The sequence below is a fragment of the uncultured Succinivibrio sp. genome (assembly GCF_902756765.1).
Lineage (GTDB): Bacteria > Pseudomonadota > Gammaproteobacteria > Enterobacterales > Succinivibrionaceae > Succinivibrio.
Genome location: NZ_CACVSS010000007.1, coordinates 1 through 21,715 on the forward strand (window position 1 = coordinate 1; position 21,715 = coordinate 21,715).

The following is a 21,715-nucleotide window of genomic DNA, read 5'->3' on the forward strand; positions in this document are numbered from 1 at the left end:
AAAAAAAGTTGGACGATAAGTTTTTTTCCATATCGTCCAATGTATGTTATTTTTCGAAAAGAATTAGTTTGAACTGGTTTTAAGAGCTTCTTCAAGGGCATATGTCAGCTGATCTGCACATGAGGTACCCTTGTTTCTACATTCATTTCCTCTTAATAATTCAATTATATCCTTTGCTTCCTTGCCAATAACAAGTTTGCGAATTGCTTTAAGGTTACCATCGCAGCCACCGATAAATTTAACATCTTCAATAATGTTCTCATTCAGTTGCACGAAGATTTTCTTACAGCAGGTTCCGTGTGTTGTATATTCAAACATGTAATAACCTAGTCAATTGATGAAATAACTTCATCATAGCTTAATCGTGATTTAGGTCTATCGGCATTTGAATCGTTTTCTGCTCGATATCCTAGGGCGACAATCATAACAGATTTTAGGTTTTTATTCTTAAGATTTAAGATTTCATCTGTTTTCTCAAAATCCATTCCCTCAATAGGAGTGCTGTCGATGCCTTTTGACGCTGCTGCATAGAGCAGGGCAGTCATTGCAATATATGTCTGTTTGGCCGTCCATTGTGCAAAATCTCCCTGCTCCTCATGCATATGAGCAAAGATTTTTCTGTGCGAATCAACGGTATCTCTGATTTCTTTTTTAGGATATCTGCCATCCTGATCTTCTTTCTGAGTAATTGCTGTTAATTCCTGATCTGTAATCTTGTTTTTTGCACAGAGAACCACGAAATGTGAGCAGTCCTGTATTCTAGGAATATTGAAATCTGGAATTGCAGGAAGGATCTTCTCCTTGGCTTTCTTTGTTGATCCTACGTAGAAATGCCATGGCTGAATGTTTACTGCAGAAGGTGCAAGTCTTAGCACTTCTAGTAAATCTTTCATATCCTTATCTGAAATTTTTCTTGTTGGATCATAATGTTTTGTTGTATAGCGTTGCTTTGATATATCAAGAAAATCCATAATTATCTCCGAAATCGATTGTATTAAATTATTATTGTTTTTGATATTTTATTACAAAAAAATCAATAATTCTTATTAGCTAGCGAGAGAATTTATTAGTTTTTTTGATACATATCACTATTTATTGTAAACGCTTACATGTTTCAAAAGAATTCTGTTTATAATGACCGCTGTATGTAAAAATGAAGAATATAAAAATATTCACAATAATAGACAACATGATAAGGAATACAAAATGAGCGAACAGTATTCAGTAAATCCAAATCTGGAAACAATCTCAAATTCTAAGGGAATGTCTGTAACTGTAATGGACTGGGGTGCAACAATCATTTCCTGTAAGGTTCCTGTAAAGGGCGAATCTTCAAGAGAAGTTGTATTAGGACTTAAAGATCCTTCTGACTGGTCAAAGCAGAGCTGTTTTTTCAATGCAACTATTGGAAGATTTGCAAATAGAATAGCAAATTCTGAATTCGAAATTGATGGCAAAAAGTATAAGTTGAATTCAGGGGCAAAACACTGTCTGCATGGTGGTGTTGACGGTTTTGACAAGAGACGTTTCAAGCTACTTTCAAAATCAGCAAGTTCATTAACCTATACACTGCATTCTCCTGATGGTGATATGGGATTTCCTGGCAATTTCGACCTGACTGTTGTTTATACTGTGTCAGAGGAGAATGAGCTTAAGGTTGAGTATGTTGGAAAATGTGATGCCAAGTGCTATGCATGTATTACCAACCATGCATACTTTAATCTGAATGGTGTTAACAGCTCTGTGCTGAATCATACCGTTAAGATGGATTCTACAGAATTCCTTCCTTTAGATGACACTTCTATTCCTACAGGAGAGGTCAGAAAGGTAGCAGGTGGAGCTTTTGATTTTACTTCCGAGAAAACATTAGCCCGTGATTTCAGAAAAGATGACCAGATGACTGCAGCTTTAGGCTATGATCATCCATTCCTGATTAAAGGTGACATTAACAATCCTTTCATCAAGCTAACTTCAGACGACAGAAAGCTTTCTCTTGAAATGTATACTGATTATCCTGCATTCCAGATGTATACCGGTAATTATGTAAATCAGGGGGATAGTGCTATCGAGGCAAGAGATAATGGTTTAATTTATAAGGATCAGTGCGCAGTTTGTATTGAGCCAGAATTCTATCCTGACTGTCCTCATCTTCCACAGTTTGCTGATTTAAATCCAATTGTTACTCCAGAAAAGCCTCTGGTTAAGTCAATTATTTATAAATTCAGCTAATTTTTCAGAATGCAGGCTCTATATCCATCTATAGATCCTGTTATACATATAGTAAAATATGTCTAAGACTGAGGTAAAAAAATGGTTTTAGACATATATTTCTTCCTTGTTGCTTGTCCTCTTATCTTTCTTGCTGGCTTTATTGATGCAGTCGGAGGCGGAGGCGGATTCATTTCTCTTCCTGCTTATCTATTATCCGGACTTCCCCCTCATCTGGCATTGGGAACGAACAAGCTCTCAAGCACTATGGGAACCTTTCTTGCGACTCTAAGATACGCAAAACTTGGTTATATCAGATATAAAGATGCTGCTGTAGCTGTAATTTTTGCTATTCTCGGATCATCTATCGGAGCTGAACTTGTACTGTGGATACCAGATATGGCTCTTAAGATTTCTATCATGGTTATCCTTCCCTTAACCGCTTTTTATCTTCTAAGATACAGAAAATTCGGTGAGCCAGATCAGAGTAAATACAGTCGTCTATACGTAGTCTTAACCTGCGCAATGATAGCTTTCTTTGTTGGTATCTATGACGGAATTTATGGGCCAGGTACTGGTACCTTTCTGTTATTAGGTTTTTGTGCTTTGGCAAAATACTCAGTACAGAATGCTAACGGCTTAACAAAGGCAATTAATCTGACTACAAACATTGCCGCTTTATCAGTGTTCCTTCACCATGGTTCTGTTGTTATATATATGGGACTAATTGCCGGCTTGTTTAATATCGCTGGAAACTATGTGGGATGTTCTTTCTTTGTCAGAAAGGGAATGAAGGGAACAAAACTGATAATGCTTCTTGTGATTGCTCTTTTTGAGGCTAAGCTCTGCTGGGATTTACTTTCATAGAAATTCAGCACCAGATTTGGTGCTGAATATTAGATGTTTTTATTTTGTCCCGTGAGCCATCCACTCTGGCATTCTGGACTCGTAATCACTGATTTCCTTTTCATGCTGCAGGGTTAATGAAATTGCATCTAAGCCCTCAAGCATACAGTGTCTGCGGAAAGGATCCAACTCAAATTTAAAATTAAGCTCTCCGCATTTGACTGTCATATCCTCAAGAGAGATGGTTATTTCTGTACCAGGTTTCTTTTGCAGTACCTTGAATATCTCATCAACTTCCTGCGCTGTCAGTTTCAATGGCAGCAGACCATTTCCAAGTGAGTTGTTGTAGAAAATATCTGCAAATGAAGGGGCGATAACAGCTCTAAAACCATAACCCATTAAAGCCCATGGAGCATGTTCTCTTGAAGAACCATTTCCAAAATTGTCTCTTGCTACCAGAATACTTGCTCCTTTAAATTCAGGTTTATTCAGATTAAATTCTGGATTTGGCTGTTTTTCCTCATCATCAAGATAGCGCCAGTCATGAAACAGATGTGCTCCGAAACCATTTCTGTCTACTGCAAGCAGGAACTGCTTAGGAATAATCTGGTCTGTATCAATGTTTGCTGAGTCTAGTGGAACTGCAACACCTGTATGAACTGTAAATTTCTGCATATTTTCCTCCTAGATAAATTCTCTTACATCAGCAAGGGCGCCTTTAATAGCACAGGCTGCAGCAGTTGCAGGACTCATAAGATGAGTCTTTGAGCCTTTTCCCTGTCTTCCAACGAAGTTTCGGTTTGATGTTGAGGCAACACGAATGCCTGAAGGAGCCTTATCATCATTCATGGCAAGACACATTGAACAGCCTGGCTGTCTCCACTCAAAACCTGCCTCAATAAAGATTTTATCTAGACCTTCTGCTTCGGCCTGTCGTTTTACCCATCCTGAACCTGGAACTGCTATTGCCAGCTGAATGTTTTTAGCAATCTTATGCCCTTTCAGAACCTTAGCAGCTTCTCTGAAATCTTCTAATCTTCCGTTTGTACATGAGCCAATGAAGACATAATCAACTGGAGTTCCAATGAGTTTATCGCCACTTTTAAGTCCGATATAATCAAGCGCATCTGAGCAGGATTTTGCTACAACCTGATCGGTGTAATCTGAAGGAGAAGGGACTGTGGAGGTGATTGGTGCTCCCTGTCCTGGATTTGTTCCCCAGGTTACGAAAGGTTCAAGTTCAGAAGCTTCTATGGTTACTTCCTTATCAAAAACAGCATCATCGTCTGATTTTAAGGTCCTCCAGTATTCAACGGCCTTATCGAATTCTTCTCCCTTAGGAGAGAACATTCTTCCCTTCAGGTACTCAAAGGTGGTTTCATCTGGTGCAATCATGCCAGCCTTTGCGCCAAATTCAATAGCCATGTTGGATAGTGTCATTCTTCCTTCCATAGATAAGGCTCTTACCGCTTCACCACAGAACTCCACTGCATATCCGGTTCCACCTGCTGTGGTAAGCTTTGCAATGATAGCTAGGATCAGATCCTTTGCATAAACTCCTTTTTTGAGAGATCCTCTGCAGTTGATTTTCATTGTCTTAAGGCGTCCCTGTTTCAAGGTCTGTGTTGCCATTACATGCTCAACTTCTGAGGTACCGATTCCAAATGCCAGGGCTCCGAATGCACCGTGTGTTGCTGTATGAGAATCTCCGCATACCAGGGTAGTACCAGGTAGCGTAAAACCGGTCTGAGGTCCAATGATATGAACAACTCCCTGGTTATCATCGCCAAAGCCAAAGAACTTAACTCCAAACTTCTCTGTGTTTCTCATTAATGCACGAATCTGTTCCTGAGCCATTGGAGAGCATGCTTCAATTGTCTGTTCCCTAGTGGAGATATCATGATCCATGGTTGCCAGATGTAAATCTGGTCTGTGAAGTTTTCTTCCTGAATTCTCTATTCCTGAGAATGCCTGAGGAGAGGTAACTTCATGTACAAGCTGTCTGTCTATATATAGGGTTGGTAACTCGCCTTCCTGTTCAAAGACAATATGGCTGTCATAAACCTTCTGATAAAGTGTTTTTCCCATTTTAAAAACCTATGTGTTCTAATAATCTTATGAAAGCCTATCTGCTTATTTCTTCTGCTATTCTGTTGCCCATATCTGAGGTTGACTGTGCTGGATAAGGTGATGCACCGCTTTCCATCAAATCAGTGGTCAGATAACCGTTCTTAAGTACTTTGGCAACTGCATCTTCGATACACTGTGCTGCATCATATTCTTTTAATGAGTAGCGTAACATCAGAGCAGCAGAGAGAATTTGAGCAACAGGATTTGCAATGTTCTTTCCTGCAATATCAGGTGCGGAACCACCAGCAGGCTCATAAAGACCAAAACCGCCTTCTCCAAGAGATGCTGAAGGTAGCATTCCCATTGAACCGGTTATCATTGCGCATTCATCTGAAAGAATATCTCCAAACATATTTGAGCATAGCATTACGTCAAACTGAGATGGAGCCTTAACAAGCTGCATGGTTGCGTTATCCACGTAGATGTGTTCAAGCTCAACATCTGGGTAGTCTTTTGCGATTTCGTTTACAACCTCTCTCCACAGAACAGAACTCTGAAGAACATTTGACTTATCAACAGAGGTAACTTTCTTTCTTCTCAAACGAGCTGCTTCAAAAGCGATCTTTGCAATACGTTCAATTTCAAAACGGTGATAAATTTCGGTATCGAAGGCTTTTTCCTGAGGTCCAGTGCCTTCTCTTCCCTTTGGCTGACCGAAATAAATGCCTCCAGTCAGTTCTCGAACACAAAGCATGTCAAATCCACGCATTGCGATATCTGCTCTCAATGGAGATAGTGAACCAAGTCCCTGATAAATCTTTGCCGGTCTGAAATTACAGAATAAGGAAAACTCTTTTCTTAAAGGTAGAAGAGCACCTGCTTCTGGTCTCTGTGAATTTGGGAGGTGGTTCCATTTAGGTCCGCCTACGGAACCGAATAAGATTGCGTCTGCCCATTTACAGGCTGCCATTGTCTGCTCTGGCAGAGGAGTACCGCATTCATCGATTGCACAGCCTCCAACAAGTTCTTTTTTATATTCAAGAGTAAAGCCGAATTTTTTCTGTACAGCATCAAGAACTTTTAATGCTTCTGCCATTACTTCTGGACCAATGCCGTCACCAGCCAAAACTGCAATCTTATAATTATTAGCCATTTCTATACGTTCTCCTTTTCATTCTTTTCTTCTTTAACAAGCTGGGCTCTGTAGATACTGTTACATGCTGAAATCAATGCCAGAGCTGATGACTCGATGACATCAGTTGAAAGTCCTTTTCCGTGGTAATGGCTGCCATCATAGATTACGTCCACGTCTACCTGACCCTGGGCATTCATACCTGAACCCTTTGCGGAAATCACAAAATTGTCCAGCTGAAGCTTAATGCCTGTAAGTCTTGCAATGCAGTTGAATACTGCATCAATAGGACCATTTCCTGTACCAGAGTCAGTTCTGGTTCTCTTTCCTATCTTCAGTCTAACAGTTGCAGTAGGAATGATATTCTTTCCTCCGGAAAGTACTGTCAGGTTATCAAGCTCAAACTGTGATTCTTCCTCCTGTTCATGTGAGAGAAACAGTAATGCTTCAAGATCGTAATCAAATACCTGTCCTTTACGATCTGCAAGCTTTAGGAATCTTGCATATACATCATCTAGATTGTATGAATTTTCTCTATATCCAAGTTTTTCCAGTACAGCCTTGATCATATGTCTGCCAGAGCGTGCTGTCATATGCATATTGTTTTCTTTAAAGCCAACGCTCTGTGGTGTTAGAATTTCATATGTGCTCTTGTTCTTGAGTACACCATCCTGATGAATTCCTGAACTGTGAGCGAAGGCATTTGAGCCAACAATAGCCTTATGACTTGGTACTGGTTCATTGGTAATGCCTGATACAACCTGAGATGCTCTGGCAATATTTTCGGTAACAATATTGGTATATACACCTTTCATATACTGTTCGCGAAGCTTCATTGCCATTACAACTTCCTCTAATGAGGTATTTCCGGCTCGTTCACCAAGTCCGTTTACTGTACATTCGATCTGACGAGCGCCCTCAATTACAGCTGAAAGTGAATTTGCTGTTGCCATACCCAAATCATTGTGGCAGTGAACAGAGATTGTTGCTTTATCAATGTTAGGCACTCTGTTGAATAAAGTCTTGATAATGCCACCGAACTCATATGGTAGGGTGTAACCTACGGTATCGGGGATATTGATAGTGGTGGCACCTGCCTTGATTGCATTCTCCACCATTCGGCAAAGGTGGTCTATAGGTGTTCTGCCGGCATCTTCACAAGAGAACTCTACATCATCAGTGTAGTTTCTTGCTCTTTTAACAGCTTTTACTGCCATTTCTACAACGTCGTCAAAACCTTTTTTCAGTTTATCTTTAACATGCACATCAGAGGTTGCAATAAAGGTGTGAATTCGATAGTGGTCGATTCCGTGGAGAGCCTCGTAGCAGGCGTCAATATCTTTATCCAAAGCTCTTGAAAGACCACATACTGTAGAATTTTTCACTGCAAGTCCAATCTCTCTTACAGATTGAAGATCTCCTGGAGATGAAATAGGGAAGCCTGCTTCAATAACATCAACACCCAGCTGTTCAAGGCATAGCGCAATCTGAAGTTTCTGTTTCGCTGTAAGAGACTGCTGAAGAGCCTGTTCACCGTCTCTTAGTGTTGTATCAAAAATAATGACTCGGTTTTTATCTGAAGTTCCCATATTACCGTTCCTTATTTTGCAAAATTCGTTTGTTTTGTAAAAAAATAAATTAAACAGTGTATTTTATTTTTGACATCATAACACTAGAGAATTGCAATTCAATAAAATAATACAAAAATATATTTAATAAAAAATCAACTTATTGAAATTGCTAATTAAAATAATGCAATTAGTGTTAAATATGTAATATTTTAGTGCAACATTAATATTGCAAAAATAGGTTATTTTGTAAAAAAACGTATAAATGTGACGCAGAGAAAATTATTCGCAAAAAATATGCTTTTTGTAGTGAATGAAGCTAATGGAAGTTTAGCTTATAAATCAATATATAAAAGAGTTTTGTATAATTAACTAAATAAAATATTGCAACATTGGTCACAATTTAAGTATAATTGCACGATTAGTTTTGAGGCGTGTCTATTTTTCTTTTCTTGAGCCGCGGGTTTTTGGCTCATTTATGTGTGTCTGTATAGTATTTTCAGATTAGTTAATCTATAGGTCATATAGATCATATCGTTAAGAAGGGACGCTCCTCTTTTTTCGGAGCAAAAATGTCAGAGTTAATTGAAAAAAATATCGCTACCACTGTTGGCGGCGACGAGAGTTTATTGGTTTCACAGTCTGAAGAGGCAATCGTTACATTTGACGATTTAGGCTTAAGTAAAGAAGTACTTCACGCTGTTCACGACCTTGGTTTTGAATCTCCAACCCCAATTCAGGAAAGATCAATTCCGGTTGTTCTATCTGGAAAAGATATGATTGGTCAGGCTCAGACCGGTACCGGCAAAACAGCAGCCTTCTCACTGCCAATTCTTTCTAGAATAGACTGCAAAAGAAACTGCATTCAGGCCTTAATTCTTGAGCCTACTCGTGAACTTGCAATTCAGTCAGCTGAAGCATGCCAGAGTTTTTCAAAGTATATTAAGGATTTTAGAGTTGCACCTATTTATGGTGGTGCCTCATACGAGAATCAGATCAGAACATTAAGACACGGAGCTCAGGTTGTTGTTGCAACACCAGGTCGTCTTATCGATCTGATTGAGCGCGGCAAGGTAGATCTGTCCAATCTTTCATTTATGGTTATTGATGAAGCTGATGAGATGCTTAGAATGGGCTTTATCGATGACGTGGACTGGATTTTGAGCAATACACCTGATTCAAGACAGACTGTACTTTTCTCAGCAACCATGCCTCCTGTTATCGCTAAGATTGCCAAGAATCATCTAACAGATCCTGTTGATGTGAGAATTGAGTCTAAGACTACAACAGCAACAACCGTTCATCAGAGATACTGGATTGCATCAGGAGCTCATAAAATTGATGCAATGACTCGTATTCTGGAGGTTGAGAACTACGACGCAGTAATTGTGTTCGTTAGAACCAAAACTGATGCTGAAGATGTCTCTAATAAGCTTATGGCCCGTGGTCTTGCCTGTGCTGCTTTACATGGTGATATTCCACAGCGTCAGCGTGAGAAGATTATCGACAGACTGAAGGCTGGTCAACTTGATATCATTATTGCAACGGATGTTGCAGCCCGTGGTCTGGATGTCGATAGAATCACTCACGTATTTAACTACGATATTCCTTATGATGCCGAGTCATATGTTCACCGTATCGGCAGAACAGGACGTGCCGGCAGAACTGGTGAGGCAATTTTGTTTGTATCACCTCGAGAGAGAAGAGCTCTTCGCTTGATTGAAAGAGTAACCGGTCAGAAGATTGAACCTATGCAGATGCCTTCTGTTGCCGATGTTAACAAAGCTCGTCTTGAGAACTTCAAAAATCAGGTTATGGAAACCATTGCCGAAGGCAATCTTGAAATGTATGAAGAGGTTATCTCAGAACTTCTGTCTGATGACTCAATTGAGGTTGAAACCCTGTGTGCAGCCTTAGCAAAGATGGTTCAGAAGGATGGCACTCTACTTTTAGATGATTCTAAGCCTGAGCCTCGTATGAGAACCTTTGACGATGACAATTATTCAGAAAGAGGTCAGAGAAGAGGTCTTCCATCAGCTGAAGCCGCTCCATTACGTGAGTATCCTGAGATGGCAATGGTTCGTTTCAGAGTTGCTGTTGGAAGAAAGGATGGCGTAAAACCAGGTCAGATCGTTGGTGCTATCGCTAATGAAGGTAATATCGAGTCTAAGTTTATTGGTGAGATCTCCATTTTCGATACTTTTACCACAGTAGATCTTCCAGACGGTATGCCAAAGGACACCATGCATATCCTTGCTCAGGCAAGAGTTTGTGGTAGACCTTTAGATCTGCGTTTATATACTGCAGAACCTCCTCGTTCCCGTGGTAGCAGAGATAGAAACAGAAAGGGCGGTCGCTTTGGTGAAGAAAAATTTGATCGTCAGGGACAGCATTCTGGAAGAGATTTCAAAAAATTTGAAGGAAGTTCAAGAGGATCCCGTTCTGATAGAAGAGAACGTCTTGATTTCGGCTCAGACAGAGGTCGTTTTAAGAGAGGTGATAAAGGCTCTAAATCAGGATTCAGATCTTCATTCTCAGGAAGAAGAGAAGGCTTTTAAAATCTGATATAAGACATAAATAATCCCACTAATACAGTGGGATTTTAAAACTTGGAAAAGGCCGTAAGTCCTTTTTTGTTAACCGATTCTCTTTAATTTTGCCATGTAGAAACCATCAAATCCTGATGATGGCATAATGTGTTTATCTTCTACAAGTTCAAATTTACCCTGATTGTTTTCAAGGAACTTTTCGATCTGCTTTTCATTTTCTGATGGCAGAATTGAACAGGTTGAATAAACCACGAATCCACCGACTTTAGCCATTTTGCTATATCGTTCAAGGATATCTGCCTGTATTTCTCTTAGCTCTTTTAAGTGTTCGCGACCATCTCTCCACTTTGAATCTGGCATTCTTCTGATTACACCTGTTCCTGAACAAGGAGCGTCAATCAGTACCTTATCTGCGGATTCGGTCATTCTTTTGATAACTTTAGTTGAATCAATCAGTCTTGGTTCAATATTAAAGGCTCCTGCTCTCTTTGCTCTCTTTTTCAGATCCTCAAGTTTCCATCCTTCGGTGTCCATGGCAACGATAACACCTTTACCTTCCATGGATGCTGCAAGCTGGAGAGTTTTACCTCCTGAGCCTGCGCAGGCATCAATAACCCTTTCTCCACTCTTGGCATCGACAAACTGTCCAATCAGCTGAGAACCGGCATCCTGCTGCTCGAATAAACCTTCCTTAAAGGACTTTGTTCTGAATAGTGCAGAATTTGAGGTCACTTCCAAAGCAAGAGGTACTCCTGCTACAGATTTTGTAACAACCCCTTCTTCTGTCAGTTTATGAGCAAGCTCATCACGAGTTCCCTTGATAGTGTTGGTTCTGATGTAGCGATGAGATTCACCTCCCAAAGCTTTACGTTCCTCATCCCATTTAGCTTTTAATTCAGAGTAGCCAAGTTCCTGTAACCACAGAGGACAGCCATCATTGTATAAAGGATCGTCTTTAGCTTCTGCGATACGTTTTTTTAAACCTCTTCGATCAAATCCCTCTTCCCCCTCAAGTTCAGGAAGCGGCCAGTCTTTGTATGCACAGTAGGCAAAGGTAAGTCTGCCAACATGTCGTTCAAAATCGGAAGGTCTCTTTAAATTAGACACAAAGGCAAATAAAGATAGTCTTGAGAACATAAAGTTAATCTGTTTAATCAGGAATCCCTGTTCGACAGGATCAATTTTTACCTTGTTAAACCAGAACGCATAGGCTCTATCCAGAGAGTTGTGCATTACAAGTACATCCTCAAGAATTGAGGTTACAAGTCTTAACTGGAATTCGGAAAAACCTTTGCGTTTTACATGTTCTGTATGTGCCTGAGTATCAGCAAGTCTACTTTCTTCTCTCAATCTTGTTTTATCTGTATTTCTTGGTTTGAATGAGGCTCTCTTGTTATCGCTGTTTCTTGCAAAATCCTTCTTGCCTGAGAATTTTCTGTCCTTTTTGAATTCGGTCTGATTATCCTTTTGATTATTTGAGTGTGCTACAGTTTTATTTTTGTTTTTATAACTTGCAGAAGTTTTTCTGCTTTCTTTCTTTTCAAATGTCATAATGACCTCTCAATTCTTATTTAGCACGCTTGTTTTTCTTTAGTCCGTAACCAGATTCCTTTAAGGTGAATCCTTCTCTGTTTAACCATACATCAAGTCCGTTTCTTACGTTGCCTGCAACTATTGCAGCAGCGGCACTTGCACTTTTGAACTTGAGATCTTTTGCAAAAATAAAACAGTTATTTACAGGATCTAATTCCAATGTCCCGTCAGAAAGCAAAGCTTCTCTTATATTGCTGATATTCTGTGGTACTGATTCGACTGGCTGTAGAACTGCCTGAGAACCTTTTAATACCACAAAATGAGGTTTGCTTCGTGTCCCTTCAGGGTATCCTTTTGCACTTATGTTTCTGATACTGAATGTATAAATTTCGTGAGCTCCCAAAGGTGCGGTGTTTTTTACAAGCTCACGCAGGGCAATCAGCTGGTTATATACGTTGATAGGCAAAATAGCGTGTGTTTTCTTGCCCTGAAGATCTGTTATAAAACTTACTTCTTTTTCTGCCATAAATAGATGCTGATTATTATTACGTTATTTATGACAATTTTATCATAGAAAAGGGACTGCATAGGCAGTCCCTTCTGTTAATAATGTGATTTTTCGTAGCTTATTGACGATATGTCTTTAAGAAATGTTCAAGTCGATCACAGGCATCATTAATGATGTCAATTGAAGGCAGGAATACCATTCTGAAATGGTTTGGCTCTGGCCAGTTGAATCCTGTACCCTGAACAATCAGCATTTTTTCCTGACGTAGCAGATCCATAGCGAATTTCTGATCATCTTTAATATTGAACTTCTTGTCAATCTTAGGGAACATGTATAGTGCACCGTGAGGTTTTACAACTGAAATTCCATCAATGGAGTTCAGTCTCTCATACATTGCTGCTCTCTGCTGATATAGACGTCCGCCTGGAATAATCAGCTCGTTGATACTCTGATATCCACCTAAAGCGGTCTGAATGGCATGCTGCAGAGGAACGTTGGCACATAGTCTCATTGCCATCATGATCTTGATTCCATCCAGGAAGCCCTTATTTCTCTTCTCTGGACCAGTAATCAGAATCCAGCCCATTCTGAAACCACATGCACGGTATACCTTTGAAAGACCATTGAATGTTACAATTGTAACGTCATCTGCAAGGGTGCAGATACTTCTGTGGGCAACATCATCATATAAGATCTTGTCGTAGATTTCGTCAGCAAAAATAACTAAATCATTCTGTCTTGCAAACTCAACAATTTCCTGAAGAATTGGAGTAGGGTAAACTGCACCGGTTGGGTTATTTGGGTTGATTAGAACGATACCTACAGTTCTTGAGCTTAATTTCTTTTTCATATCTTCAAGATCTGGATACCAATTAGCCTGTTCATCACACATGTAGTGAACAGCCTTACCTCCGGCAAGATTGATTGCTGCAGTCCATAGAGGATAATCTGGGGCAGGAACTAACACCTCGTCACCATTGTTTAGCAGTGCGTTCATGGTCATGGTGATAAGCTCTGATGCGCCATTTCCAATAAAGATATCATCAGCATCAACGTTTTTCAGTCCTTTCTGCTGATAGTACTGAGCAATAGCCTTACGGGCAGAGAAAATTCCGTTTGATTCGCAGTAGCCCTGAGAGTTTGGAATATTTCTGATTACATCACGGACTACTTCTTCTGGCGCCTCAAAACCAAATGGCGCGGTGTTACCGATGTTTAATTTGAGGATTCTCTGTCCTTCTTCTTCCATTCTTAAAGCTTCTTGATGGATTTTTCCTCGGATGTCATAACAAACATTATCAAGTTTGTGAGATTTTTGTAGTAATTTCATATTAAGTTTTTACACCGTATTTATTATTGGTTTTGAGTAAACTTGATTTTACAACATAAAGCCCTTTTAGTGAACATGAAGCTCACGGGGCTTAAAAATAATATTAGTTAGATCAGAAATCTCTTCCCATAACTTTCTCATCATAAATCTGCTCTAGTACATAACGTTCATAGCCTAAATGAGGAGAAGCGATCTTGTGATATTTAACCAAATCTCTGGTTTTCTGATCGTATGACAGAGAATTTGTATAGAACACAAATGGAACTCTAGTGCCGGATTTTGTTCTCATAAATCCCATGAGATTTGAAACATTCTGTAGTGAACCGGTTTTGGCGGTAACGTTCTTTCCCAGAGGAGGATTCTTTGTTGAAGCTCTCCAGTGAAGTGTTCCAGATTCATCTGCAACAGGTAGCAGTTTGATAAAACCGATTTTGTCATCGTTAAGATTGATGAATTCAAGAATTTCCAGCATTTTGTGAGGTGTTACCAGGTTGTGAGGAGACAATCCGTTGCCGTCAACAATGTAGGTGTTTCCTAGATTGATATTGGCATATTTCTGAAGAACTGCTCTTAAGGCTCTGGTAGTACGAGGATAAGTTGCAGGTAGCTTATAGAATTCTGCTCCAACGGTTTTTGCGATAGCATCTGCATATAGGTTATTTGAACGGTACAGCATATATTTTACCAGCTCTGACATAGGCTTTGATTCAATTGAGCCTACGGTTGTGTATCCATCTTGTGGCGAACGTGCGATTTTTATGGATTTAACTCTGATTCCTTTTTCCTTTAGGATCTGGTCAGTCCAGTCAACTGCCCACTGATCAGGATCAGATACTGATAAAGATAATGGCCAGGGCTGATTCTTTCCTATAACTGGTACACATCCTGTTATGTGGTACTGATTTTTCATATAAAGGTTGGCTTCGAGTTCACAGTTGCCGCCGTAGTTAGACTGTTTAACTCCGATAGCATCTGACTGAATGGATATTGGACTTGCAGAAGTCAGCTTTGCAGTTGCTATCTCTCCAATTCCATTTGGCTGGAGCTGGGCAAACACACAGTTTCTGTTGATGATTGCGGTGCTGGCAGGAGAGGTAAAACAGATTGGAAGATCATTCCATGACCAGCCTTCACCCTTGGACATACCTGCAAACTTACTTACATCGATAATAACATCCCCTGTGATCTGTTTGACTCTTGCAGTGGCAAGGGTATTTAAGAGGGTTCTGTATGACTGAGTTGTGAAGCTAGGATCCCCGTCGAATTTAATTAGGACATTTCCCTGCAGAACTCCATTGCTGTCTACCTTGATATTACCCTGTGAGCTTACTAGTCTCGTTGAAACTTCAAGATTTGTTTTGAAGCGGTAATCGTGTCCTAAATACAGAATTGCAGCTAGTCCTGTTATCACCTTTAAGGTTGAGGCAGGATGCATGTAGGTATCTATATTTTGTCCATAAATATTGTTGTCATTTGGTCTTAAATACGCAACACCGATCTGAGAGCCAGGAATTGGATTTGGAGTAGATTTTATAGCTATGGATGAAGATGAATATAGGAGCACTGATGCTGCTAGTAATTTTAAATATTTGTTCATTTTTTTTCGTAAGTTAAGTTATCTAATGTACTAGCGGAGAATTATACACTAAATAATGGTTCTAAGAGGCGGTTTTAAACGGCATATCACAGTGTTTGTGACGCATTGGCGGTCGTTGTGTTTAAAATATGATAAAATCTCTGCAGTTTTTATAAATACGCTCATTAAAGGAGATATTTTTCATGATTATCGAGCCAAAGGCACGTGGTTTTATCTGTGTTACAACTCATCCAACAGGTTGTGATTTAAACGTAAAAGATCAGATTGAATTAGTTAAAAAGAAAGGTCCTGTAGCAAACGGTCCTAAGAAAGTTTTAGTAATCGGTGCTTCAACTGGTTATGGTTTGGCTTCACGTATCAGTGCCGCATTTGGCTCTAACGCTGCTACTTTAGGTGTATTTTTTGAGAAGCCTGGTTCAGAGAAGAGACCTGGTTCTGCAGGCTGGTACAATACCTGTGCATTTACAAAATATGCAAAGGAAGCTGGATTATATGCAAAGAACATTAATGGTGATGCCTTCTCTGATGAGTGTCGTAATAAGGCTATTGAGATTATTAAGGAAGACCTTGGTAAGGTTGACCTTGTTGTATATTCTCTAGCTGCCCCTGTTCGAAAGATGCCTCAGACAGGTGAAGTTGTTCGTTCTTCACTAAAGCCAATCGGACAGACCTACACCTCAACAGCAATTGACACCAATAAAAATGAGATTATCACAGCATCTCTAGAGCCTGCAACTCAGGAAGAGATTGAGAATACCGTAAAGGTTATGGGCGGACAGGACTGGGAACTGTGGATAGAGGCTCTTAAGAATGCAGATGTTCTGGCAGAAGGATGCAAGACTGTTGCATACAGCTATATCGGAACAGAAATTACATGGCCAATCTACTGGCATGGTGCTTTAGGTAAAGCCAAAGAAGATCTTGATAGAGCAGCCAAGGCAAACTCAGAGCGATTAGCTTCTGTTGGCGGTGAGGCAAAGGTTGCTGTTCTTAAGAGTGTTGTAACTCAGGCTTCATCAGCTATTCCTGTAATGCCTTTATATATTTCTCTTTGCTTCAAGGTTATGAGAGAGCAGGGCATTTACGAATCAGTAATCGAGCATATCTACAGAATGTTCTCTGAAATCTATTCAAAGAAAGTAGAAATTGATGATATGAACCGTATCCGTATGGACTCATGGGAGCTTCGTGATTCTGTTCAGAGCAAGTGCAAGGAATTATGGCCTAAGGTAACAACAGAGAATCTGTTTGAGATGTCAGACTATGCTGACTACAAGAAACAGTTCCTACAGCTGTTCGGTTTCGATGTGGAAGGTGTTGATTACGCAGCAGACGTAAATCCAGATGTTCCAATGGATAACCTTGAGAATATGCTTTAATTCTAAGAAAGAGAGTTTCTTTAAAAATAAAAATGCCAGCAGTATAGTACGACGCTGGCATTATTTTTGACTCCTAATCGAAGAAGCTAAACTCTGCTCAGATATGAGGTAACAGTATTCTGCATTAGAGTTGCAATAGTCATAGGTCCTACGCCGCCAGGGACAGGTGTAATGTAGGCTGCGTGCTGAGATGCCTTCTCAAAATCCACATCACCACATAATTTTCCGTCTGGCAGTCTGTTGATACCGACATCAATCACTGTAGCCCCGTCTTTTACCAGATCTCCATCTAGGAATTTAGCCTTTCCAACAGCTACAACCAGAATATCTGCATTCTTAATCAGAGCCTTCTGATCTTCAGGCTTAGAGAATCTGTGGGTAACTGTTGTTGTACAACCTGCCAACAGTAGTTCAAGAGCCATTGGTCTGCCTACGATATTAGAGGCTCCTACAACTACGGCATTTAATCCTTTGAGATCATCTCCAAGGGTTTTCCTTAGAAGGGTCATGATGCCATGAGGAGTGCAGGCACAGATGTACGGAATTCTCTGGACAAGACGTCCGACATTGTATGGGTGGAAACCATCTACATCCTTTTCAGAGGAGATTAGTTCAACAATTCTTGATTCATCCAAATGTGCAGGGAGAGGGAACTGAACTAATATTCCATCGACTTCTGGATTATTGTTCAGTTCTTCAATTAGAGCATCCAGCTCTGCCTGAGAGGTGCTTTCAGGAAGATCGTATGCAAAGGATTTGATTCCAACATCTTCACAGGCTTTTCTTTTATTTCTGACATAAACCTGAGAGGCAGGATCAGAACCAACAAGAACGACTGCCAAACCAGGACGGCGGAAACCTTTTTCAACCTTAGCGTCTACAGTTTTTCTGAGTTCTTCTCTTAACTGTTTTGCAATGTTCTTACCGTCAATGATTTGGGCTGTCATTTATTTCTCCTCGATAAACTGCGATTGTTCAGGGGCTGTTTCTTCAATCTGCTGTACAACCTGAGTTTGAGAAACCTTAGTGTAGTAAGTTATTCCTTTGTACAGCATGTTTGCGCTAATTATAAACAAAGCTACAGCAAAAATGCGTTTTAATGTTACAGGAGCTATTTTTTTACCAATATTGACTCCAAGTGGTGCACAGAAATAAGAAATTGGAACAACACATACTGCAGCTAGAACATTCACAAGACCAAATGTTCCTAAAGGAGCACCTGCTGGAGTAGAGTTTAGATTGGTGAAAAGCATCAGTAGAGCTCCAGGAACACAGACAAATAGTGATACTGCGGAGGAAGTTCCAATTGACTTATGTGGAGGTACAGAACAGGCATTTAATACAGGTACTGTGAGGGTACCGCCACCGATTCCCAGCATTGATGAGAAACATGCAATACAGAAGGCAATGCAGTTTTGACCAAATTTTCCTGGAAGACTGTCAAATGCAGGTTTTGCCTTTGCTCTGAATAGAGTATTGATTGAGTTTAAAATCATCACGCCGCCAAACAGAATTGTCAGCCATGCTCCACCTAGGAATTTAGAAATCATGATTCCTACAAATACACCAACTAGCATTGCGACTGACCATGCTTTTATAACATTTATATCGGTGTTACCTTTTTTATTCTGGGATCTTGCTGCAGATATAGATGTGGGGATCATACACAGCAGGGAAGTTCCGGTTGCAATGATTACTGCAACACTCAGTGGAGCCTTAAAGAAAACAGTAAATACAAAGGTAAAGCAAGGAACGAAGATGATTCCTCCTCCAACACCAAGTAATCCTGCTAAAAATCCTGCCACAACACCACATAAAGCAAGAATAATAACTGTTTCAATTAGTTCATATAGGGGAATACCTAAAATCATTTTCCCTCCTTTTATTTATCAATAACTAAAAAAACAAGGCTATTTTACAGTAATTTAATAATGATGATTAAAAGAGTTGTGTATTAAGAGATTTTTTTTGAGAAAACTGGAAAAGTATTGTTACTACGAATTGCGTCTGGGGTCGGTATTAGATCCGATATAAATGACGTTTATCTTATATTGATAGAAAGAGGAAAGTTAAAAATGAGAAAAAAGTCAAAATTTTTGTTGACGTACTCATATCTCTCTTGTATCATATCACACCGTTAAATCACTTCAGCGTTATGAAGTGTGGTGTTAGGTTTAGTCCTAATTTCCTTACCTTTGCGTCCTTAGCTCAGTTGGATAGAGCAACAGCCTTCTAAGCTGTGGGTCAGAGGTTCGATTCCTCTAGGACGCGCCAACGCTCAATGATTTAATACAATGGTGGCTATAGCTCAGTTGGTAGAGTCCCGGATTGTGATTCCGGTTGTCGAGGGTTCGAGCCCCTCTAGCCACCCCATCTTAAGCACTGATTTTGCGGGAGTGGCGAAATTGGTAGACGCACCAGATTTAGGTTCTGGCGCCTTCGGTGTAAGAGTTCGAGTCTCTTCTCCCGCACCATCCAGGTGTTTCGGTTCTTAAGATTCTTCAAAGTTACAATTTTGCGGGAGTGGCGAAATTGGTAGACGCACCAGATTTAGGTTCTGGCGCCTATGGTGTAAGAGTTCGAGTCTCTTCTCCCGCACCATCCTTAATTTCCCTTTTTTATTCTAAATATTAAGAAGCAAACTTCTTTTCATTTCTAATTTGTGTATTTGATTTTTGACACTATTGTCTGCAGATTTTGTTTGGTCATCTGTGGGTTTAGTACATCAACAAGTGTGTCAAAACTCAGATAGACCATCTCATCTATACAGTCCTTTAGCGAAATCTTTCTATATGTAAGCTCAATGTTATGGAGTCTAGGATCGGATTGTGCCTTTAATCTTTCTTTTATACTCTCAAGTGTATCGAGATGTTCTTTAAAACAGTTTCCGGTAATAATGACATTTGACAGATTATAAATTGGAGCCATTACACTGATCGCAAAATACAGTGCATCCTCTGTATATTCTCCGTAGTTTCCAAGTGATTTTTCAAAGCCGTGAGGATAGGGCAGGTGAGAGCACTCTGGGAATGAACAGTTTTTACCAAGCTGAATTTCTCCATTAAGAAATATTCCCAGAGCAACAGATCCTTCTCCGTTGTTAATAACGAGCGCGTTCTCCGTGTCGATTTCTGAACTGTTTTTTAATTTTAGAAGGGTTCCATAGGCAAAATTGTAAATAAAGGTTCTTATTTTTGTCTGTTTGTACACAATCTGGCCTAAAAGAATATTCTCGTCAGTAAGATTATTGTTTCTGTACATGACACCTTTCTCTCCCTGCTCAACCGTGGCATGAGTTGCAATCACAATTGATTTAATGAGAGCTCTGCTTATAAAACAGTTTTTGGTTAGGGTATCAACAGCAACATCTATGGTTTTTGCAAACTCTTTTGCACTCTCCACATGAGGCAGAGTAACTGCTGCCAGTTCTCTTTTGTGCCCGAAAACATAGACATGTGCAGAAAAATCAGACCTAGTATGAATAATAAGTACTGTACAGTACTGCATATTATCTGATATCTTCAGGATCTGTCTTGGTCTACCTAGATTGTTTTTGTAGTCTGTATCTTCGTGTTTATCGATAAGTTTTGCTTCAAGCAGGTTATTGGTAAGCTTGTGAATCTGTGCTTTGCTCAGGTTTAGTATTTTACATAATACAACCTGAGATGAAGGCTGACGGTGAAGTATTTTAAGTATATTCTGAAGATTGTTGGATGGCATAAAATACCTCTGGCTCAGTCATATTGCAAAAATAATCAGACAGTCATGATATGTTACCTGTCTGCTGTCTAGTATTGTTTTTTTTGTATGTTAGATTGTTCGGAATCAGTGCTGTTTGTTCTGTTCTTCTGAATTAGGATAACAGCCTAAAACCTTTAATGAGGATGTGAATGGTTTTACATCTTCAAGAATATCCTGCATCTCTGGTGAAGACAGATTTCCTTCGATATCCGCAAAGAATATCTCCTCCCAGGTTTCCTTATTTTTATCAAGTCTTGGTCTTGAAATAATCTTTGTTACATTCATCTGATGCTTTGATATTTCATTTAGAACAGAGATCAGTGATCCAGGGGTATATTTCTGAACCCCAAAGGATAGAGAGGTTTTGGCTGGAATTGTTGATGGTACAACTATAGGCGTCATTGATATTACAATGAATCTTGTATAGTTGTTGGTATTATTTGCAATGTTATCAACAATTGGAACAAGATTGTAATAACTTGCCGCCATGTGAGATCCAATTGCAACATGGTGAGGTGAGTTCATATCTCTGATGATATTCATTGCCTCGGAGGTTGCTTTTGTATAGTGAATAGTGGCCTTTGGAAGAATATCTTTTAACCAGTTTGAACATTGGGCAACTGGCTGTGGATGAGAATATACGTCAGTTATATCTTCAAGTTTTGCAGTCGTATTACCAAGAATAGCGTGATCAATCGGAACAAAAAGTTCACCGACAATTGAGGCTGTAGTATTCTGTATAACATCAAGTACGTCGTTAATTGATCCTGAACTTGAGTTTTCAATTGGAAGAACTCCAAATTCAACTTTGCCTGTTTCAACCTGTCCAACTATCTGTTCAAAAGTATCACATCCGCTTGCTGTGATTTTTCCTTTAAAACCATCTAAAAACCGCATAGCTGCAACGTGAGAATAGCTACCGGTTGAACCTAAATGGGCTATCGAAGTATCTCTTACGATGGTAGAACTGTTTGCTTTTGCAATAATGTGCTGCTGTTCAACTGAACAGGTGTTTTTCATGATCAATTTATAAAGATCGGAAATATAGGACGCAGGAAGACCGTGTTCTTTTGCCTGTTCTCTAAGTTTCTGCAGCTTTATATGTTCACGAGATGTATCTGTGATACTTTGATTGTGTGATAACTTGTATTCTGCAATATCCTTAGCTACGTCCATTCTTTTTTCAAGAAGATCCAGAATCTGTCTGTCAATGCTGTCTATATCATCTCTACACTGCAGTAAATCTCGCATGAT

The 21,715-nt window shown here is 39.7% G+C and carries 18 protein-coding genes and 4 tRNA genes; 8 read left to right on the plus strand and 14 right to left on the minus strand.

Annotated elements, in window-relative coordinates; all coding sequences use genetic code 11:
- Positions 1–63: 63 nt before the first annotated feature.
- Both QZU45_RS01845 and nfsB read right to left on the minus strand, forming a co-directional pair.
- The gene (locus tag QZU45_RS01845) at positions 64–318 is read right to left on the minus strand and encodes a TIGR03905 family TSCPD domain-containing protein (RefSeq protein WP_074839965.1); all 255 of its coding nucleotides are present in this window, start codon (positions 316–318) and stop codon (positions 64–66) included.
- Positions 319–326: 8 nt separating this feature from the next.
- On the minus strand, positions 327–971 hold the full coding sequence (gene nfsB / locus QZU45_RS01850) for an oxygen-insensitive NAD(P)H nitroreductase (RefSeq protein WP_295350917.1): 645 nt from the start codon (positions 969–971) through the stop codon (positions 327–329).
- 235 nt (positions 972–1,206) lie between these two features.
- Here nfsB and QZU45_RS01855 point away from each other — a divergent pair, with 235 nt between their 5' ends.
- On the plus strand, positions 1,207–2,229 hold the full coding sequence (locus tag QZU45_RS01855; protein WP_074839970.1) for an aldose epimerase family protein: 1,023 nt from the start codon (positions 1,207–1,209) through the stop codon (positions 2,227–2,229).
- An 81-nt stretch (positions 2,230–2,310) separates the two neighbouring features.
- Positions 2,311–3,075: a TSUP family transporter gene (locus QZU45_RS01860; protein ID WP_295350920.1), complete on the plus strand. Its 765-nt coding sequence runs from the start codon at positions 2,311–2,313 to the stop codon at positions 3,073–3,075.
- Between the two features lie 39 nt (positions 3,076–3,114).
- Here the strand turns inward: QZU45_RS01860 and leuD are convergent, their stop codons facing one another.
- Genes leuD through leuA form a run of 4 tightly spaced genes read right to left on the minus strand, consistent with a single transcriptional unit; the run spans position 3,115 to position 7,845 of the window.
- Complete coding sequence (gene leuD, locus QZU45_RS01865) at positions 3,115–3,729, minus strand: 3-isopropylmalate dehydratase small subunit (protein ID WP_074839960.1); 615 nt, start codon at positions 3,727–3,729, stop codon at positions 3,115–3,117.
- Between the two features lie 9 nt (positions 3,730–3,738).
- A complete protein-coding gene (leuC, locus tag QZU45_RS01870; RefSeq protein ID WP_074839958.1) occupies positions 3,739–5,142 on the minus strand; it encodes a 3-isopropylmalate dehydratase large subunit in 1,404 nt (467 codons plus the stop codon).
- Positions 5,143–5,179: 37 nt separating this feature from the next.
- On the minus strand, positions 5,180–6,277 hold the full coding sequence (gene leuB / locus QZU45_RS01875) for a 3-isopropylmalate dehydrogenase (RefSeq protein ID WP_074839956.1): 1,098 nt from the start codon (positions 6,275–6,277) through the stop codon (positions 5,180–5,182).
- A gap of 2 nt (positions 6,278–6,279) precedes the next feature.
- Positions 6,280–7,845 carry a 2-isopropylmalate synthase gene (gene leuA / locus QZU45_RS01880; RefSeq protein WP_295350924.1) on the minus strand — a complete coding sequence of 522 codons (1,566 nt, stop codon included), beginning with the start codon at positions 7,843–7,845 and terminating at the stop codon, positions 6,280–6,282.
- Between the two features lie 551 nt (positions 7,846–8,396).
- Here leuA and QZU45_RS01885 point away from each other — a divergent pair.
- A complete protein-coding gene (locus QZU45_RS01885; protein WP_295350927.1) occupies positions 8,397–10,382 on the plus strand; it encodes a DEAD/DEAH box helicase in 1,986 nt (661 codons plus the stop codon).
- A 78-nt stretch (positions 10,383–10,460) separates the two neighbouring features.
- Here the strand turns inward: QZU45_RS01885 and QZU45_RS01890 are convergent, their stop codons facing one another.
- The 4 genes from QZU45_RS01890 to dacB form a co-directional block, all read right to left on the minus strand.
- Positions 10,461–11,924: a methyltransferase domain-containing protein gene (locus QZU45_RS01890; RefSeq protein ID WP_295350930.1), complete on the minus strand. Its 1,464-nt coding sequence runs from the start codon at positions 11,922–11,924 to the stop codon at positions 10,461–10,463.
- 16 nt (positions 11,925–11,940) lie between these two features.
- Positions 11,941–12,432, minus strand: a complete 492-nt coding sequence (locus QZU45_RS01895) for a DUF4357 domain-containing protein (protein ID WP_074839951.1) — start codon at positions 12,430–12,432, stop codon at positions 11,941–11,943.
- Between the two features lie 100 nt (positions 12,433–12,532).
- On the minus strand, positions 12,533–13,744 hold the full coding sequence (locus QZU45_RS01900; RefSeq protein WP_074839949.1) for a pyridoxal phosphate-dependent aminotransferase: 1,212 nt from the start codon (positions 13,742–13,744) through the stop codon (positions 12,533–12,535).
- 112 nt (positions 13,745–13,856) lie between these two features.
- Positions 13,857–15,341: a D-alanyl-D-alanine carboxypeptidase/D-alanyl-D-alanine-endopeptidase gene (gene dacB / locus QZU45_RS01905; RefSeq protein ID WP_295350934.1), complete on the minus strand. Its 1,485-nt coding sequence runs from the start codon at positions 15,339–15,341 to the stop codon at positions 13,857–13,859.
- 182 nt (positions 15,342–15,523) lie between these two features.
- Between dacB and fabV the strand changes: the two genes are divergently transcribed.
- The gene (gene fabV / locus QZU45_RS01910) at positions 15,524–16,720 is read left to right on the plus strand and encodes an enoyl-ACP reductase FabV (protein ID WP_295001409.1); all 1,197 of its coding nucleotides are present in this window, start codon (positions 15,524–15,526) and stop codon (positions 16,718–16,720) included.
- Positions 16,721–16,806: 86 nt separating this feature from the next.
- Here fabV and folD read toward each other — a convergent pair whose 3' ends face one another.
- Both folD and QZU45_RS01920 read right to left on the minus strand, forming a co-directional pair.
- On the minus strand, positions 16,807–17,667 hold the full coding sequence (gene folD / locus QZU45_RS01915) for a bifunctional methylenetetrahydrofolate dehydrogenase/methenyltetrahydrofolate cyclohydrolase FolD (protein WP_295350938.1): 861 nt from the start codon (positions 17,665–17,667) through the stop codon (positions 16,807–16,809).
- Positions 17,668–18,591, minus strand: coding sequence for a sulfite exporter TauE/SafE family protein (locus QZU45_RS01920; protein ID WP_295350942.1), 924 nt, complete (start codon positions 18,589–18,591; stop codon positions 17,668–17,670).
- Between the two features lie 326 nt (positions 18,592–18,917).
- On the opposite strand from QZU45_RS01920, the gene QZU45_RS01925 reads away from it, so the two are divergent.
- The 4 genes from QZU45_RS01925 to QZU45_RS01940 all read left to right on the plus strand — a co-directional run bounded on the left by QZU45_RS01925 (position 18,918) and on the right by QZU45_RS01940 (position 19,321).
- A tRNA-Arg gene (locus tag QZU45_RS01925) sits at positions 18,918–18,994 on the plus strand.
- 23 nt (positions 18,995–19,017) lie between these two features.
- A tRNA-His gene (locus QZU45_RS01930) sits at positions 19,018–19,093 on the plus strand.
- 17 nt (positions 19,094–19,110) lie between these two features.
- A tRNA-Leu gene (locus QZU45_RS01935) sits at positions 19,111–19,194 on the plus strand.
- Positions 19,195–19,237: 43 nt separating this feature from the next.
- Positions 19,238–19,321 (plus strand) — tRNA-Leu (locus tag QZU45_RS01940).
- Positions 19,322–19,375: 54 nt separating this feature from the next.
- On the opposite strand, the gene QZU45_RS01945 is transcribed toward QZU45_RS01940, so the two are convergent.
- Both QZU45_RS01945 and QZU45_RS01950 read right to left on the minus strand, forming a co-directional pair.
- Complete coding sequence (locus tag QZU45_RS01945; protein WP_295350944.1) at positions 19,376–20,440, minus strand: hypothetical protein; 1,065 nt, start codon at positions 20,438–20,440, stop codon at positions 19,376–19,378.
- A gap of 105 nt (positions 20,441–20,545) precedes the next feature.
- A complete protein-coding gene (locus tag QZU45_RS01950) occupies positions 20,546–21,712 on the minus strand; it encodes a prephenate dehydratase domain-containing protein (protein ID WP_295350947.1) in 1,167 nt (388 codons plus the stop codon).
- Positions 21,713–21,715: the final 3 nt, after the last annotated feature.

Excerpts from the sequence above, each read along its gene's own strand:
- QZU45_RS01845 (WP_074839965.1), bottom strand. The coding sequence starts at position 318 with ATGTTTGAATATACAACACACGGAACCTGCTGTAAGAAAATCTTCGTG.
- QZU45_RS01950 (WP_295350947.1), bottom strand. The coding sequence starts at position 21,712 with ATGCGAGATTTACTGCAGTGTAGAGATGATATAGACAGCATTGACAGA.
- fabV (WP_295001409.1), top strand. The coding sequence starts at position 15,524 with ATGATTATCGAGCCAAAGGCACGTGGTTTTATCTGTGTTACAACTCAT.
- QZU45_RS01920 (WP_295350942.1), bottom strand. The coding sequence starts at position 18,591 with ATGATTTTAGGTATTCCCCTATATGAACTAATTGAAACAGTTATTATT.
- leuD (WP_074839960.1), bottom strand. The coding sequence starts at position 3,729 with ATGCAGAAATTTACAGTTCATACAGGTGTTGCAGTTCCACTAGACTCA.
- nfsB (WP_295350917.1), bottom strand. The coding sequence starts at position 971 with ATGGATTTTCTTGATATATCAAAGCAACGCTATACAACAAAACATTAT.
- leuB (WP_074839956.1), bottom strand. The coding sequence starts at position 6,277 with ATGGCTAATAATTATAAGATTGCAGTTTTGGCTGGTGACGGCATTGGT.
- QZU45_RS01860 (WP_295350920.1), top strand. The coding sequence starts at position 2,311 with ATGGTTTTAGACATATATTTCTTCCTTGTTGCTTGTCCTCTTATCTTT.
- leuC (WP_074839958.1), bottom strand. The coding sequence starts at position 5,142 with ATGGGAAAAACACTTTATCAGAAGGTTTATGACAGCCATATTGTCTTT.
- QZU45_RS01855 (WP_074839970.1), top strand. The coding sequence starts at position 1,207 with ATGAGCGAACAGTATTCAGTAAATCCAAATCTGGAAACAATCTCAAAT.
- dacB (WP_295350934.1), bottom strand. The coding sequence starts at position 15,341 with ATGAACAAATATTTAAAATTACTAGCAGCATCAGTGCTCCTATATTCA.
- folD (WP_295350938.1), bottom strand. The coding sequence starts at position 17,667 with ATGACAGCCCAAATCATTGACGGTAAGAACATTGCAAAACAGTTAAGA.
- QZU45_RS01895 (WP_074839951.1), bottom strand. The coding sequence starts at position 12,432 with ATGGCAGAAAAAGAAGTAAGTTTTATAACAGATCTTCAGGGCAAGAAA.
- QZU45_RS01885 (WP_295350927.1), top strand. The coding sequence starts at position 8,397 with ATGTCAGAGTTAATTGAAAAAAATATCGCTACCACTGTTGGCGGCGAC.
- QZU45_RS01900 (WP_074839949.1), bottom strand. The coding sequence starts at position 13,744 with ATGAAATTACTACAAAAATCTCACAAACTTGATAATGTTTGTTATGAC.
- QZU45_RS01890 (WP_295350930.1), bottom strand. The coding sequence starts at position 11,924 with ATGACATTTGAAAAGAAAGAAAGCAGAAAAACTTCTGCAAGTTATAAA.
- leuA (WP_295350924.1), bottom strand. The coding sequence starts at position 7,845 with ATGGGAACTTCAGATAAAAACCGAGTCATTATTTTTGATACAACACTA.
- QZU45_RS01945 (WP_295350944.1), bottom strand. The coding sequence starts at position 20,440 with ATGCCATCCAACAATCTTCAGAATATACTTAAAATACTTCACCGTCAG.